Origin of the sequence: Nocardia sp. NPDC057668 (genome assembly GCF_042799795.1) — a bacterium.
In the GTDB taxonomy this organism is placed as follows: domain Bacteria; phylum Actinomycetota; class Actinomycetes; order Mycobacteriales; family Mycobacteriaceae; genus Nocardia.
This window is the reverse complement of record NZ_JBHVIC010000005.1, coordinates 205,387-219,469: the sequence shown is the minus strand read 5'-3', so window position 1 is coordinate 219,469 and position 14,083 is coordinate 205,387. Positions and strand designations below refer to the sequence as shown.

The 14,083-nt window shown below is 71.4% G+C and carries 11 protein-coding genes; 8 read left to right on the top strand and 3 right to left on the bottom strand.

From position 1 onward, the window contains the following. The first annotated feature begins 13 nt into the window (after positions 1–13). Positions 14–1,786: a DNA polymerase Y family protein gene (locus ACFVBH_RS28600; protein WP_379006214.1), complete on the top strand. Its 1,773-nt coding sequence runs from the start codon at positions 14–16 to the stop codon at positions 1,784–1,786. A gap of 344 nt (positions 1,787–2,130) precedes the next feature. On the opposite strand, the gene ACFVBH_RS28595 is transcribed toward ACFVBH_RS28600, so the two are convergent. Beyond that, entirely contained in the window at positions 2,131–2,532 is a 402-nt protein-coding gene (locus tag ACFVBH_RS28595) for a winged helix-turn-helix transcriptional regulator (protein ID WP_379006212.1), read from the bottom strand. A gap of 77 nt (positions 2,533–2,609) precedes the next feature. Between ACFVBH_RS28595 and ACFVBH_RS28590 the strand changes: the two genes are divergently transcribed. From ACFVBH_RS28590 to ACFVBH_RS28565, 6 genes are all read left to right on the top strand, one after another. Further along, positions 2,610–3,554, top strand: a complete 945-nt coding sequence (locus tag ACFVBH_RS28590; protein ID WP_379006209.1) for an NADP-dependent oxidoreductase — start codon at positions 2,610–2,612, stop codon at positions 3,552–3,554. A 170-nt stretch (positions 3,555–3,724) separates the two neighbouring features. Continuing rightward, on the top strand, positions 3,725–4,459 hold the full coding sequence (locus tag ACFVBH_RS28585; RefSeq protein ID WP_379006932.1) for an alpha/beta fold hydrolase: 735 nt from the start codon (positions 3,725–3,727) through the stop codon (positions 4,457–4,459). A 74-nt stretch (positions 4,460–4,533) separates the two neighbouring features. Then, positions 4,534–5,103, top strand: coding sequence for a YdeI/OmpD-associated family protein (locus ACFVBH_RS28580; protein ID WP_354988784.1), 570 nt, complete (start codon positions 4,534–4,536; stop codon positions 5,101–5,103). Continuing rightward, positions 5,100–6,161 (top strand): sucrase ferredoxin, encoded by a 1,062-nt coding sequence (locus ACFVBH_RS28575; protein WP_379006205.1) that lies wholly within the window; start codon positions 5,100–5,102, stop codon positions 6,159–6,161. The genes ACFVBH_RS28580 and ACFVBH_RS28575 overlap by 4 nt, the downstream gene beginning before the upstream one ends. Before the next feature lie 247 nt (positions 6,162–6,408). Continuing rightward, positions 6,409–8,208 (top strand): hypothetical protein, encoded by a 1,800-nt coding sequence (locus ACFVBH_RS28570; protein WP_379006203.1) that lies wholly within the window; start codon positions 6,409–6,411, stop codon positions 8,206–8,208. 41 nt (positions 8,209–8,249) lie between these two features. Beyond that, the gene (locus ACFVBH_RS28565; RefSeq protein WP_379006200.1) at positions 8,250–10,088 is read left to right on the top strand and encodes a hypothetical protein; all 1,839 of its coding nucleotides are present in this window, start codon (positions 8,250–8,252) and stop codon (positions 10,086–10,088) included. Between the two features lie 141 nt (positions 10,089–10,229). Here ACFVBH_RS28565 and ACFVBH_RS28560 read toward each other — a convergent pair whose 3' ends face one another. Next, a complete protein-coding gene (locus tag ACFVBH_RS28560) occupies positions 10,230–10,652 on the bottom strand; it encodes a hypothetical protein (protein WP_354988788.1) in 423 nt (140 codons plus the stop codon). 48 nt (positions 10,653–10,700) lie between these two features. Then, a complete protein-coding gene (locus tag ACFVBH_RS28555) occupies positions 10,701–11,057 on the bottom strand; it encodes a nuclear transport factor 2 family protein (RefSeq protein ID WP_379006197.1) in 357 nt (118 codons plus the stop codon). 202 nt (positions 11,058–11,259) lie between these two features. Here ACFVBH_RS28555 and ACFVBH_RS28550 point away from each other — a divergent pair, with 202 nt between their 5' ends. Then, positions 11,260–13,944, top strand: coding sequence for an AAA family ATPase (locus tag ACFVBH_RS28550; protein WP_379006194.1), 2,685 nt, complete (start codon positions 11,260–11,262; stop codon positions 13,942–13,944). The last annotated feature ends 139 nt before the right edge of the window (positions 13,945–14,083 follow it).

Sequence of the window (14,083 nt, the reverse complement as noted above, 5' to 3'; positions counted from 1 at the left end):
AGCGGCGCCGACCGTGACGGCGCGGCGGTCGCGAGTCCTGGCGGTGTGGTGCCAGGACTGGCCCGCGGTCGCCGCGGCGGCCGAAGCCGGTGCGCCGGTGACGCGGGCGGTGGCGGTGTTCGCCGCGAACCGGGTCGTCGCGTGCTCGGCGGTGGCGCGGTCCGAGGGGATCCGGCGCGGGCTGCGCCGGCGCGAGGCGCAGGGCCGCTGCCCGGATCTGCTGGTGGCACAGGATGATCCGGATCGGGACGCGCGGCTGTTCGAGACGGTGGTGGCGGCCGTGGACGCGACGGTGCCGGGTGTGGAGGTGCTGCGGCCGGGGCTGCTGATTCTGGCTGCGCGCGGTGCGGCGCGGTTCTTCGGTTCGGAGGAGGCGGCGGCCGAGCGGCTCGTGGACGCGGTGGCGGCGGCCGGGGCGGAATGTCAGATCGGCATCGCCGACGAGCTGTCCACGGCGGTGCTGGCCGCGCGCCGGGGTGTGATCGTGCCCGTGGGCGGGGGTGCGGAATTCCTTGCGCCGCTGCCGGTCTCGGAGCTGTCGGTGGAACCCGCGCTGGCCGCGCCCGAACGCGCCGAGCTGGTGGATCTGCTGCACCGCCTGGGTTTGCGCAGGATCGGTGATTTCGCCGCGCTCACGCCCGTGGAGGTGTCCTCGCGCTTCGGCCGCGATGCCATCACGGCGCATCGTTGTGCGCGTGCGGAACCCGAGCGCCCGCCGTCGGCCCAGACCCCCGCGCCCGACCTGACCGTGGACTACCGCTGTGAGCCGCCGATCGAACGGATCGACGCCGCCGCCTTCGCGGGCCGCCTGCTCGCGACCCGTCTGCACGAGGCGCTCGCCGCCGCGTCCTCGGCCTGCACCCGGCTGTCCATCTACGCGGAAACCGAGTCCGGCGAACAGCTTTCCCGCATCTGGCGCTGCGCCGAACCCCTCACCCCGGACAGCACCGCCGACCGTGTGCGCTGGCAGTTGGACGGCTGGCTCACCCGCCGCACCCTGGATCGCGCGCGGCGGCTGCGCGCGGAGCGGGCGGCCGCGCAGAACGCGGCGGCAGCGACCTCGGCTCCGGGCCGGCCCTCTTCACGGAAACGGCCGGCGCGCTCTTCGGGCAACGGCCGGGTGTCGTTGCCTGCCGAGGGAACAGCGCCGGCATCGGCCGCCGGATCGACGGCGTTCCCGATCGACGACGCCGAGATCTGGGACGAGACGCCCGACCCGATCGTGCTGTTGCGCCTGGAGCCCATCGAGGTGGTCGCCGCCGGAGCGTTGCAGCTCGGGCTGTGGGGCGGGGTCGGCGAGGACGAGGAGCGCGCGCGCCGCGCCCTGATCCGCGTGCAGGGTCTGCTCGGCGGGGACGCCGTCCGCATGGGCGTGCTCAGCGGTGGTCGCGGCCCCGGCGAGCGCATCACCATGGTCAACCTGGGTGACGAACCCGTCCCCGCCGCCGATCCGGCGCAACCCTGGCCCGGCCGCCTGCCCGAACCCGCGCCCACCGTGGTCTGGGCGACCCGCCCCGAGATCCGCCTGGAGTCCGCGGACGGCGCCCCCGTCTGGGTGACCGACCGCGGCCTGTTCACCGCCGATCCCGCCGTCCTGCACTGGGGCAGCCGCACCTGGTCCCTCACCGGCTGGGCCGGGCCGTGGCCCCTGGACGACCGCTGGTGGGTCCACCACCCCGACCACCCGCCCGCGGCCCGCGCCCAGGTCCTGCTCGACGAGGACAAGCGGGCTCTGCTCCTGCTCGGCTACGACGGGGTCTGGCACGTGGAAGGGCTGTACGAGTGACTCCGGCGCGGTGTCCGGGCGGCGTGCTGCGGACGCGAAAGAGATTGTGCGCGAGAGAAACGCAGGAGAGATGTCGGCCCGGGGCAGCGCGCGATCGAAGCCGGTAACCGCCGCGTCCCAGCGTGGGCAGCTGCCCGATCCAGGCCGGCCACACCGGGGAAGGATCGAAGCGGCGGGCGCCGGGTGCCGGCCGCTGCGGGGTGTCGTACACCGAATCTCACGGGTCGTCGCCGGCGTACCAGCCCGCGGCGACCGGGCGCGTGAGCGTGCGGCGACCTGTCCGGCGTGGGTCCGGGTCGGCGAGCGGCACCATCGCAGCGCGGCAGGATGCGATGCCGCGGCGATCAGGGCCGATCGGTGTCGTACCGGGTGCGGGCGGTGTGGACCTCGTCCATGTGGTGTTCGGCCCAGGACTTGATCGCGTGCATCACCGGTAGCAGTGAGCGGCCAAGGTCGGTCAGTTCATAGTCGACGCGGACCGGGACCGCGGCGGTCACCGTGCGCGTGACCAGGCCGTCGCGTTCGAGGTTGCGCAGGGTCTGGGTGAGCATCTTCTGGCTGACGCTGGCCAGGCGGCGGCGCAGCTCGCCGTAGCGCTGCGGGCCGTCGGCCAGCGCGGTGATCGCCAGGCTCACCCATTTGTCCGCGATCCGGTCCAGCAGGTGGCGGGCCGGGCATTCGGCCAGATAGGCGTCGTAGGCGACGCCGGCGTCAGCGCGCTGCTGCGCGGCGGTGCGGGTCGGCACAGGCGCTCCTCACGGTTCCCTACGCACCCGAAAGTGCCCACTTCCTTTCGGAGAGTAGCACTCTGAAACTGGTGCACATGACGACGAACAAGGTGATGCGCGCGGTGATCGCCCGCGGCTACGGGGACGCCGATGTCCTCGAGCTCATCGAGGCGGCGGTTCCGGAGCCCGGTCCCGGACAGGTTCTGATCAGTGTGGAAGCGGCCACCGTCAATCCGGTCGACGTGGCGACCCGGTCGGGCGCGCTGGCGGCGGCGGGACTGATGGCGCCCCGGGCGATCACCGGCATCGGCTGGGACGTGGCCGGTGTGGTCGAGCGGCTCGGCCCGGGGACGCGCGGGTTCGCGGTGGGAGAGCGCGTGATCGGGCTGCGCGATCTGCTCGATACAGCGGCGGGCGCGTACGCCGACTACATCGCCCTGGACGCGAGTGCGGTGGCGCCCGCGCCGGCCGGCGTTCCGGCCGTCGCCGCGGCCACCCTGCCGCTGAACGGGCTGACCGCCCTGCAGTCTCTGGACCTGCTCGGCCTCGCACCCGGTGGCACGCTGCTCGTGACCGGCGCGGCGGGCGCTGTCGGCGGCTTCGCCGTCGAGCTGGCGGTGCGCCGCGGTCTGCGCGTGGCCGCGTACGCCGACGCGGCGGACGAGCCGTTCGTGCGCGGGCTGGGCGCGGAGTGGTTCATCGACCGCGCGACCCCCGATCTGGCGGAACGGGTACGGGGGCTCGTGCCCGGCGGCGTCGACGCGGCCCTGGACACCTCCGGCGGTGGGATCCGCGCCATGGCGGCGGTCCGCACCCGCGGTGCTTTCGTCACCGTGATGGGTGGGGACCCTCCTATTCCCTTGCGCGGCATCACCGTTCACCGGCAGTGGATCAGCGCCGACGGTCCCGCGCTGGCGGGGTTGGCCGCCGCGCGCCTCACCCTGCGGGTGGCCGGGACGCTGCCCCTGGAACGAGCCGCCGAGGCGCACGATCGGCTCGGCGCGCGCGGTCTGCGCGGCCGTCTCGTGTTGACGCCCTGAGCGAGTCCCCTCGAACACCCGGCTGCCCGGTGACAGCGCCCCGGACGAGTGGCAGCCGCCTCGGTCCGGCCATCGGTACCTCCTGGACCAGGTGGTACTTGCCACAACCGGCGGCGGGCGTCCGGGAGCGATCCGTACGCTGGTTTCTCGTGGAGACGATCAGCAGGGTCATGGCGGGTGACGTGTCGATCGCCTATCGGGATTCGGGGGCCGCGGGGAACACCGGCTCCGTGCCGGTCGTGCTGGTGCACGGGATGGGTGGGGACGGGCACACCTGGGACAGGTTCGCCGGGCAGCTGGCGCGCCGCGGGCGGCGCGTGATCATTCCGGATCTGCGCGGGCACGGGCGGAGCGCGCACGCGGGCTCGTATCTGTTCCCGGAGTTCGGTGCGGACGTGCTGCGGCTGGTGGAGCGGCTCGGGGTGGAGCGGGTCGATCTGGTCGGCCATTCGCTCGGCGGCTACGCGGTGTCCTGGGTCGCCATGGAACGCCCGGAGCTGGTGCGGCGCTTGGTGATCGAGGAACAGCCGCTGCCGCTGCGGTCGGGTGACGAGCAGGTGACCTTCACGCGGCGACTGCCGTCGATTCCGGAGCTGTGGCATGCGACCAGCAGCGCGATCCGGCATCCGCGCGCGGTGCTCGCCTTCGACCGGTCCATGACGGGCACGGCGCTGGAACAGTTCCGCAAGCCCTATCCGGAATGGTGGGAGGGGCTGGCGGGGATCAGCGCGCCCACCCTGTTCCTGCGGGGCGGGCCGGGCGGCATGGTGGATCTCGCGAAGCTCGAGCTCATGCGCGCGGCGGTGCCCGATTTCACGGTGCGGGCGCTGTCCTGCGGGCACAGCATCCATCGCGATCGGTACGCGGAGTTCGAGTCGGCCGTGCTGCCGTTCCTCGGGCACTGAGCGCGGCCCCTTCCACCGTTCCCATACCGTCGGGTACTCGACGGACCGCCCCGGCCGGTATCTACAGTGAACCGGTGTCCGCACTCGAGCGTCCTACGCTGTTCTTTCCCGATGAGCGGTCGTTCCGGGAGTGGCTGGCGGCCAACCACGCCGCGGTCGACGGCATCTGGGTGAAATTCGCGAAGAAGGGGACGGGGCACCTCTCCCTCGACTACGACGGCGCGTTGCGGCAGGCCCTGTGCTTCGGCTGGATCGACGGGCAGGCCCGGCGCGCGGACGACACGGACTTCCATCTGCGCGGTTTCACCCCGCGCCGCCGGCGCAGCCCGTGGTCGCAGCGCAATGTGGGGATCGCCGGCGAACTGATCGAGCAGGGGCTCATGCACCCCGCCGGGCAGGCCGAGATCGACCGCGCCAGGGCGGACGGGCGCTGGGACACCGCGTACGGCCGCGAGGGCGACCTGCCGCAGGATTTCCAGGCCGCCCTCGACGCCAACCCGGAGGCGGCGGCCTTCTTCGACACCCTGCCCGCCCAGGCCCGCGTCACCGTCGGCTATCACCTGGGCAGCGCGGTGCGCCCGGAGACCCGCGCACGCAGGCTCGAACAACTCATCCGCAAGCTCGCCGCCGGGCAGCCGCTGTGAGTTCGCCCGGGGACCTATCGCGCCCGCCCGCGAGTTCGCCGAACCGGTTCGAGGGCCTGCCCTGTTCGACCGCTGCCCTGGAGGTGCCGCTGCCCGGCACGGCCACCCGCGTCACCGGCTGGCTGTGCGTCGAACAGCCCGGCGCGTGGGGCCGCGATGTCATCGGCGACGAGGTACTCGGTCCGGAGATCACCGCCGAACTCGCCGCGCGCACCAAGGCCGCGCGGGTGCGACCGACTCTCATCCGGCGGCCGGGTCGCCATGAATTCACCGGTGTGCGAACGGTTCTGCTTGCGAGCTCCCGCCCCGAGGGTTCCTGGTGCGAGCGGTTCGAGATCACCGATCTGAAGCAGCTCTTCGATCTGGACCTGGGCCTGGTGAACGGCCCGCCGCCGGGAATCGGCGCGGCCGTTGATGATCCGCTGGTGCTGGTCTGCGCGCACGGGAAACGCGATCAGTGTTGCGCTCGTCTGGGCCGCCCCATCGCTGCGGGTCTGGCCGCGTCCTACCCCGGCCGGGTCTGGGAGTGCTCGCACACCGGCGGCCACCGCTTCGCGCCCGCGGTGGTGCTGCTCCCCACCGGCTTGACCTACGGTCGCCTGGACGGGGATTCGGCCGCCGCGATGCTCGCGGCCGCCGATCGAGGTGAGATCTCGCTGCCCGGGTTGCGCGGGCGCAGTTGCTACTCCCCGGTGGAGCAGGCGGCGGAAGTGGCTGTGCTACAACGCCTCGCGGACGACGCGTCGGCGTCCGCCGCCGATGTCGATGCGGCGCTGCTGCCCGGCGACGACGCGCCGCGGCTCGATCTCGGTGCGCGGTCGGCCGAACTCGCCGCGAGCGTGGCTGCTCAACTGCGGGTGAGCCCGGCTCCCGAGGGGGTCGAATTCTCGGGTGACCCAGCCACTTTCGCGGGCGCGGCCACGGTCACGCACCAGGACGGCCGCGCCTGGCTGGTCACCACCCGCACCGTCTCCTACGCTCCACGGCAGGCCAGTTGCGGCGCCGGGCCGAAGCCGGTGACCGGCCCGGTGGTGGACGAGGTCCGCCGGATCGCCTGAACGCACCGGTCGTCGCCCGGGAGCGGCGGTGGACCGGTATGCGGCGGGGCCTCACCGATGCTTGTCGGTGGCCTGACCAGGTCATGTCTCAGACGGTTGAGCACTTGCACTGCTGCCAATCGAAAATTTCTCGCATCTGCCAATGGTGACCTGGGTAACGCGGGTGGTGTGCTGGGCCGGACGTCGAGGTCAGCGGTTGCACCGTGCCTTGTCGTTCCATCTGGGACACATGCGAAGGAGGCCGATCGTGGCATCGGTTGTCAGTACCCGCCGGGGTCGTCCGGCCCGGGGGAACGCGCGGCGCGCGGCCGCGCTGGCTGTCACCGCGGCGGTGGTGAGCGCGGTGTCGCCCGCGTTCGTCGCCACGGCGCAGGAGCCGATCCCGGTCAGCGGTGCCGTCGACCGTCAGGAGCGTGTGCTCGAAACGCGCGACGGGGTCGTCGTCTCCCAGGTCAGTTACGCACTGCCGCTGCCCGCGAACGCCGCGCCGCACCCGGCGGCCTGCGATCGCGCCGGGTATCTGCGCTACCGCTCGGCGGACGGGCCCGCCGATTCCGGGGACGCCGACAACGTGATCGTCCAGCAGCCCGGCGCCATCGGCGGCGCGGTCAACAACGACAGCGTCGCGGCCAATACCGTCGCCGCCGCGCGCGCACTGGGACAGCACGTCGAGTTCTGGGCGCTGGCGCGGCGCAGCGCCTGCCTCGACGAGACCTTCGGCTTCGACTACGCGCTGCGCACCGGCAACTATCTCGACGCGGTCGACTACTACTTCAATCGCAAGCCGATCGACGGTCAGGTCTTCGGCGGTTTCAAGGAATCACACGATCTCGCGGTGCTCGATGCCATGGGCATGGAACGCATCATTCGCGACCAGTACGAGATGATGCTGTTCGAGATCCCGGATCAGGCTGTGCGCCGGCAGAAGTACGTGTGCACCGGAATCTCCCTGGGCGGCCTCGTCACCGGATTCTTCTCGGACTGGGATTTCGACGGCAATCCGGCGACCACCGCCGACGCGGGCTACAACCAGTGCGCCGCTTTCGCCGCGCAGGACACGATGATCACCTCCGATCCGGTGGCCATCCAGAACACCCCGTTCTTCAGCGACGTCACCGATGCCATTGTCGGACCGGTCAATGACGTGGTGAAGGCCGTTGCCAACGTCGGGGTGCTGCCGCGTTCGCTGACCTCGGTGCCGGTCATCGGCGCGCGCACCTTCATGATCTACCGCCTGGCCGGGCTGGCCGCGCACCTGGATCCGAAGGCGGAAAGCCAACTGCTGGCGCATCTTCCGCGCGATCCGGATCTCGAGCTCAGCCTCGACTACATGTTCTCCGGATCGGTGGCGGGCTTCGCCACCAACGGCGCGGACGGCTCGGGGAACATTCGCGACTTCCGATTCACCAACGAGGCCCTGCTCGGTCTGTTCATCGACAACAACTCGGGCAATTTTGCCATGTTCCACCAGGGTGTCGGCGCGCTGGACGGCGGGCCGGTGACCGAGAAGGTCTTCCCGATTCCTGGTTCGGTTACCCAGATTCCGCTCATGGGCGGCTTCCTGCGCGCCGTCGCCGGCCCGCAGACGCGGGTGCGGCCGACCGATCGGACCGCGCTCTACACCTGGCGGAACTACGACGACGTGCGCGGGGTTCCGTACACCGCCCCGAACCACGAGTCCTCCGATATCCGTGACGCGGCACGGCAACTCGGCACCGGCGGACCCTACGCGTACTGGGAAACCTACTTCCCGTCCCGGATCTTCCTCGATATCGGCGCGGGCTACGGCGGCGCGCGCGGCGGCGACATGACCAACCTGCGGTACGCCAACATGGCGCGCACCAAGCCCATGTACATCGCCTACGCCGGTGACGGTTTCGTGCAGCAGGGCGCCGGCGTGGTGGTCCCGCCGCCGCCCACGGCGCAGGTGGTCACCCTGCCCGGTTACAGCCACGTGGACACCATCGGCGCGGCCCGCGTGCAGAACGACGGCAAGCCCGACGCCAGCGCGCAGACCCTGGCCGAATTCGTGAAAAGCCTGCGATGACAGGCGAACCCACCATCACTGCGAACCGAAAGCGGGGGGCGATGTCGCTCACCAGGCGGATCAGGCTCGGGCTGTCCATGGGAATTCCCCTGGCCGTCAGCGCATTACTGGTCGTCACCGGATTGACCGTGCCGATCTCCGCGGCCCAGCCCGTGGCGCTCGGCGGTGCGGACGATTCCACGGTCACCACCATCACCGGTGATACAGGGCTCGGCGACGATGTCGAGGCGACCTATGTGCGACTGCACTATCCGAGTCCGTACTCGACCATGGCTCATCCCGAGGCGTGCGACTGGATCTCCTTCGTGCGGTACCGGTCCACGAAGGGACCGGAGAAGACGAGCGATGCGGACGCGGTGCTGTCCATGCAGCCCGGCACCTTCTCCGGTGCGGCGAACCTGAATCCGCAGGCGCCGCAGGTGGTTCGCAAGGCCGCCGCGAACGGGAAGTTCGTCGAGTACATCGCGCTGGACCGGCGCTCCAACTGCGCCGAGGACCACACCGGCTGGGCGGCCGCGCAGCGGGCGGGGGACTACCGCGTCGCGGCGGACTACTACTTCGGCGGCAAGCCGGTGGACGGGAAGACCTACCGCTATCAGACACCGCAGGATCTGAACTACCTCGGCGAGTACGGCCTGGCGCTGACCATGGACGACTGGCGGGTGGTCATCGAGCATCTGCTGCCGGACGCGGCCGATCGGCGCAAGAGCTCGTGCGGCGGGCACTCGCTCGGCGCGTTCCTCGTCGGGCCCATGCTGGCCTGGGATTTCGACCGGAATCCGGCCACCGTCGACGACGCGGGCTACAGCCTGTGCGCGGGCGGCGCGGTGCCGGTGGACGGTTTCGCCATGACCGATCCGGCGGGCTTCGAAGGTGTTCCGCCACTGGACATGCTGATGTCCGCGGTGGGCGGGGTGCTCAAGAACGGTGTCGACTTCCTGCTGAAGAACGGCCTGAGCGTGGCGCAGCTGCCGGTGGTCGCGGCCAGTGAGCTGATGAACGCCTACCAGCTGGCCGCCATGGCCGCCGATCAGCAGCCGGACGCGGTCAGTGATCTGAAGTCGCTGGTCCCCGCGGATCTGCGGACCGAACCGTGGATGCGCCTGATGTACGGCAGGGATTACCTGGATCTGTTCACCGGCCAGAACCTGCCGCGCGACTACCAGCTCACCAACACCTCGATGCTGGGCATGATGTTCGATCAGAACTCCGCCGAATACGTCATGCAGGCCGGGCTCGGCTTCTACGACTGCCAGACCGCGAGCAAGACCTACCCGGTGCCCAACGGCCTTGCGTCCGTGCCGGTTCTGGGCCCGACCCTGTTCGTCATCCCGATGCGCGTCGGTTACGGCCAGAACTACACCCCGGCCGATCGCAACCGGCTGTGCGGCTGGAAGAACTACGATCAGGTGCCGTTCGCGACCATCGACGGCATCGACCCGGCACGCGGCAACTTCACCGATCGTGACCACGAGGTCACCGATATCCGGGAGTTCGCGCACGCGATGAATCCGGGCTGGCAGCCGACGGACTTCTTCGAGCAGTACACCCCGCTGCGGATCATCACCGACACCGTCTTCGCCATGGGCCTGGGCCGCGACGGTGAACTGAAGCAGCTGCAGAATCGCGACGGCGGCATCCTGAGCTTCCTGCTGCACGGTGATCGCTGGCAGAGCACCCCGGCCGGGGTGCGCAATCTGACCCTCCTCGCGGGTGATTCGCCACTGCAGAACGCGGGCTATGCCGGGCTGCTCCCGGCCAACGCCAAACTCATTCCGGGATACCGGCATTACGACGTGATCACCGCGACGGAGCGGCAGAACAACGGGTTGCCGGAGATGGCGAGCACCTATATCGCCAACTTCCTGAGCCAGACCTAGCGGGCCGGGCGGACAGCACGACGATGGTCCCGGCCGCTCGGCCGGGACCATCGTCGTTGGCGTGTATATGTTTTCGCCGGTGTGCACGGATTTTCGGGTCACCGCGCCGGGTGCGCCTCCGGCGCTGTCCGCAACCCGGGGTCACCGGGCTTTGCGCAGACCCAGGTACTGCAGGGCGGCGAAGGCGCCGACCGTCACGGCCTGCATGAGGGTCCAGACGGTCCCCGCGACGTTGAGATCCAGGGTGCCCTCGATCGCGGTGGCGAGGCTGACCACGACCCAGACCGCGTTCAGCGCCATGACCGTGCGGGCGGCGGTCATATTGATCGACCGGGTCGCGCTGGTCGCCGCGACCGCCAGGCCGAACAGGGTGAGGAACGCGCCGATGGCGAGGCTGTGCGAACGATCCAGGCCGAGCAGCGATTCCAGCGGCACCGCCAGGGCGAGGTAGGCCAGGCCGTTCGCGCCGGTGACCACGGCGTCCAGCCGGAGCGAGGTGCGCAGCAGCTTGTCGCCGCGGGCGAGCAGGGTGGACAGGTAGGTGGGGGTGACGGCGGTGGTCATGATGGAACTTCTTTCTCGATGCGGGTTTTCGTCGTGCGAGGGGGCGAACTAGATGGCGGCGGGGACCTTGTCCAGGAAGCCGTAGACGCCGTTGATGCGGCCGTGCTCGAGGGTGGCGACGTCGAATCCGACGACCAGGGCGGGACCGTCGGCCGGGCCCAGCTCCCAGGTGAAGCGCACCTGCTCGTGGTGGCCGTCCACCGGGCCCGCCAGGCGGAACACCATGCCGGGGAACTGGGCCTGCACGGCGGCGATGCCGGCGTCCAGGGCGCCGTGGCCGGTGACGTCCATGAGCGGATCGACGTAGCGCACCTGCTCGGTGAACAGTCCGCCGATGGCGGCCGCGCGGGCGGCGGCGTCGGTGGTGTTCCAGATCTCCAGGTAGCGGCTGACCAGGTCGTTCATTGCTGTCTCCCTTGTTGTCTCTGCGCTGTGTCGCGCTCTGGAACAAAGGTATGGCGGGGGCGGGGTCGCCCGAATCAGTCATCCATAGGTACTTTTCGCGGTCGATTACCTAGGTCGGCGGACCCCTACGGCGCGACCGCGAATGTCCGATTAGTCCGACCTTTGCTCGGGTGGCCGCCACCTGCCCCGATACGGTGGACGGATGCTCCACGGACGCCAGGCAGAACAGCTCCGCATCGATGAATTGCTCGACGCGGCGCGGGCCGGTCGCAGCGGGGTCCTGGTGTTGCGCGGCGAGGCCGGCATCGGCAAGACGGCGCTGCTGGATTACGCGGCCGCGCAGGGTATTACGTGCGTGCGCGGCGCGGGCATCGAATCCGAGGCCGAATTGCCGTTCGCCGGACTGCATCTGCTGCTGCGCCCGGGCATGGAACTGGTGCGGACCCTGCCCGAACGGCAGCGGGCGGCCCTGCTCGGCGCGTTCGGCCTGGGTGAGCAGCAGGCCGGTGACCAGCTGCTCATCGGGCTCGCGGTGCTCACGCTGCTGGCCGAGGAAGCCGCGGACGGGCCGCTGCTGGTCCTGATCGACGACGCGCACTGGCTCGATCGGGCGACCGCGGACACCCTGCTGTTCGTCGCACGCCGCCTGGAGGCCGAGGGGATCGCGGTGGTGTTCGCGACGCGTGCGGGCGCCGCGGATTTCCCGGCGCCGGGTCTGCCGGAACTCGAGGTGCGAGCGCTGCGGCAGGACGCGGCGGCCGCCCTGGTGGACGCGGCCGACCCGGACCTGCCGCCCGCGCTGCGCTACCGGCTGCTGAGCGAGGCGGGCGGCAATCCGCTCGCGCTGCGCGAACTGCCCGCCGTGCTGGCCGCCGAATCGGCGGGGGCCGGGCCGAATCCGCTGCCGCTGGGCCAGCGTCTGCAGGTCGCCTTCCACGGCCGCGTCAGCAGGCTGCCCGCCGCGACGCGCACCCTGTTGCTGCTGGCCGCCGCGGCCGGGTCGAGCGAACTCGATCCGCTGCTGCGGGCGGCCGCGAGCCTGGGTGCGGGGCTCGCCGACCTGCAGCCCGCCGAGGAGGACGGCCTGGTCTACACCGACGGCCGCACCCTGGACTTCCGACATCCGCTCCTGCGTTCGGCCGTCTACCAGGGTGCGCCGCTGGCCCAGCGGCTCGCCGCGCACGGTGCGCTGGCCGCGGCGCTGGACCGGCCCGAGGACGCGGATCTGCGGGCCTGGCATCGGGCTTCGGCCGCCACCGGACCGGACGAGGACATCGCCGGGGAGCTGGCGGCCACCGCCGATCGCGCGCGTGCGCGCACCGGGTATCACGGTGCGGTGGCGGCCTACGAACGCGCGGCCGCGCTGAGCGCCGATCCGGTGGCGAAGGTGAACCGGCTGGTGCTGGCCGCCGAAACCGCCGGTGAGACCGGCCTTTACGAGCTGGCCGATCGGCTGGCGGGGCGGGCGGCGGCGCAGACCGCCGATCCGGCGCTGGCGGCCCGGCTGGACCTCATCCGGGGGCGCGCGGAATTCGGTGCGGGCAAACAGCTTTCCGCCCATCGCCGACTGGTCGCCGCGGCGGACGCGGCGCACACGCAGCCGCTGGCGGCGGCGCGCATGCTCATGGTCGCCGTGCACACCGCCTGGTACCTGGGGGACGGCGAGCTGCGCGAGGTCACCGAGCGCCTCGCGAAACTGTCACTACCCGAGGATGATTCGCTGTCCTACACCACCGCCTACGTGCTGGACGGGGTGCACGGCCGATTTCACGCCGACCTGCGCGCCACGGCCGAACGGGCCCGCGCCACCGGTGCGGACGTGAGCGACCTGGTGCAGCTGTCCGGGGTGGGGCTGGTGGTCGGGCAGGACGAGCAGGTGGCCGAACTGGCCGGGGAACTGATCGCGGCCTGCCGCGAGGAGGGGCGGATCGGACCGCTGCCCACCCTGCTGTTCTTCCGCGCCGAAGCCGAGTCGTTCCTGGGCCGCCCGCGCGAAGCCCTGGTGATCGCCACCGAAGGCGCCCGCATCGCGCGCGACACCAGGCAGGAACACTGGGTCGGCCAGCACACGGCGATGCTCGCCTATCTGGCCGCGCTCGACGGGCGCGAGGACGAATGCCGCGCCGCCGCCGAGGAATCGATGGCCGAGCGGTTCGGCGGCGCGGACGCCCCGGGCGCGGCCTGGGCGCGCGCGGCCCTCGGCCTGCTCGAGCTCGGTCTCGGCCGGGTGGACAGCGCGCTGGCCCGGTTCGAATCGCTGACCCGGGAACCCGCGCGGCACATGGTGATCGGCCTGCGCTGCCTGCCCGATCTCATCGAAGCCGCCGTGCGACTGGGTGATCCGGCCCGCGCGGGCGACGCTCTCGACCGCCTGGACCGGTGGGCGGAGGTCTCGCGGCAGCCGTGGGTGGCGGCGCTGGCCGCCCGCGCCCGTGCCCTGGCCGGCCCGGACGCTGCCGCCGAGCAGCACTACCGAACCGCGCTCGACCTCGGCGGCCGCCCCTTCGAACAGGCCCGAACCCAACTGCTGTACGGGGAATGGCTCCGCCGCAACCGTCGCAAGGTCGACGCCCGGACCCAATTGACCTCTGCCCTGGAGACTTTCGAGCGGCTCGGCGCCGCCCCCTGGGCCGGCCGTGCCACCACCGAACTCGGCGCGCTCGGCGTCGGGACGGCCGCCCGCACCGCCACCGGCGTGCTCGCCACCCTCACTCCCCAGGAGCTCCAGATAGTCCGCCTGGCCGCCCAGGGCCTGAGCAACCGTGACATAGCCGCCCAACTGTTCCTGAGCCCCCGCACCGTGGGGCACCATCTCTACAAGGCGTACCCGAAACTCGGCGTGGTCTCCCGCGGCGAGCTGAACTCCCTGGCCCTGGACCAGAACTGAGTCGTCGCGGCCGAGTGCCGACGGCGGCCGATCCGGCGGTGGTTTCGTACACCGAGCACCGCGTGAGCGCGCGAATACCTTGCCGTCGTCGTCTCCGTGATGGCGATTGCCGTCGCCGGGCCGGGACGGCTGCTGCTCG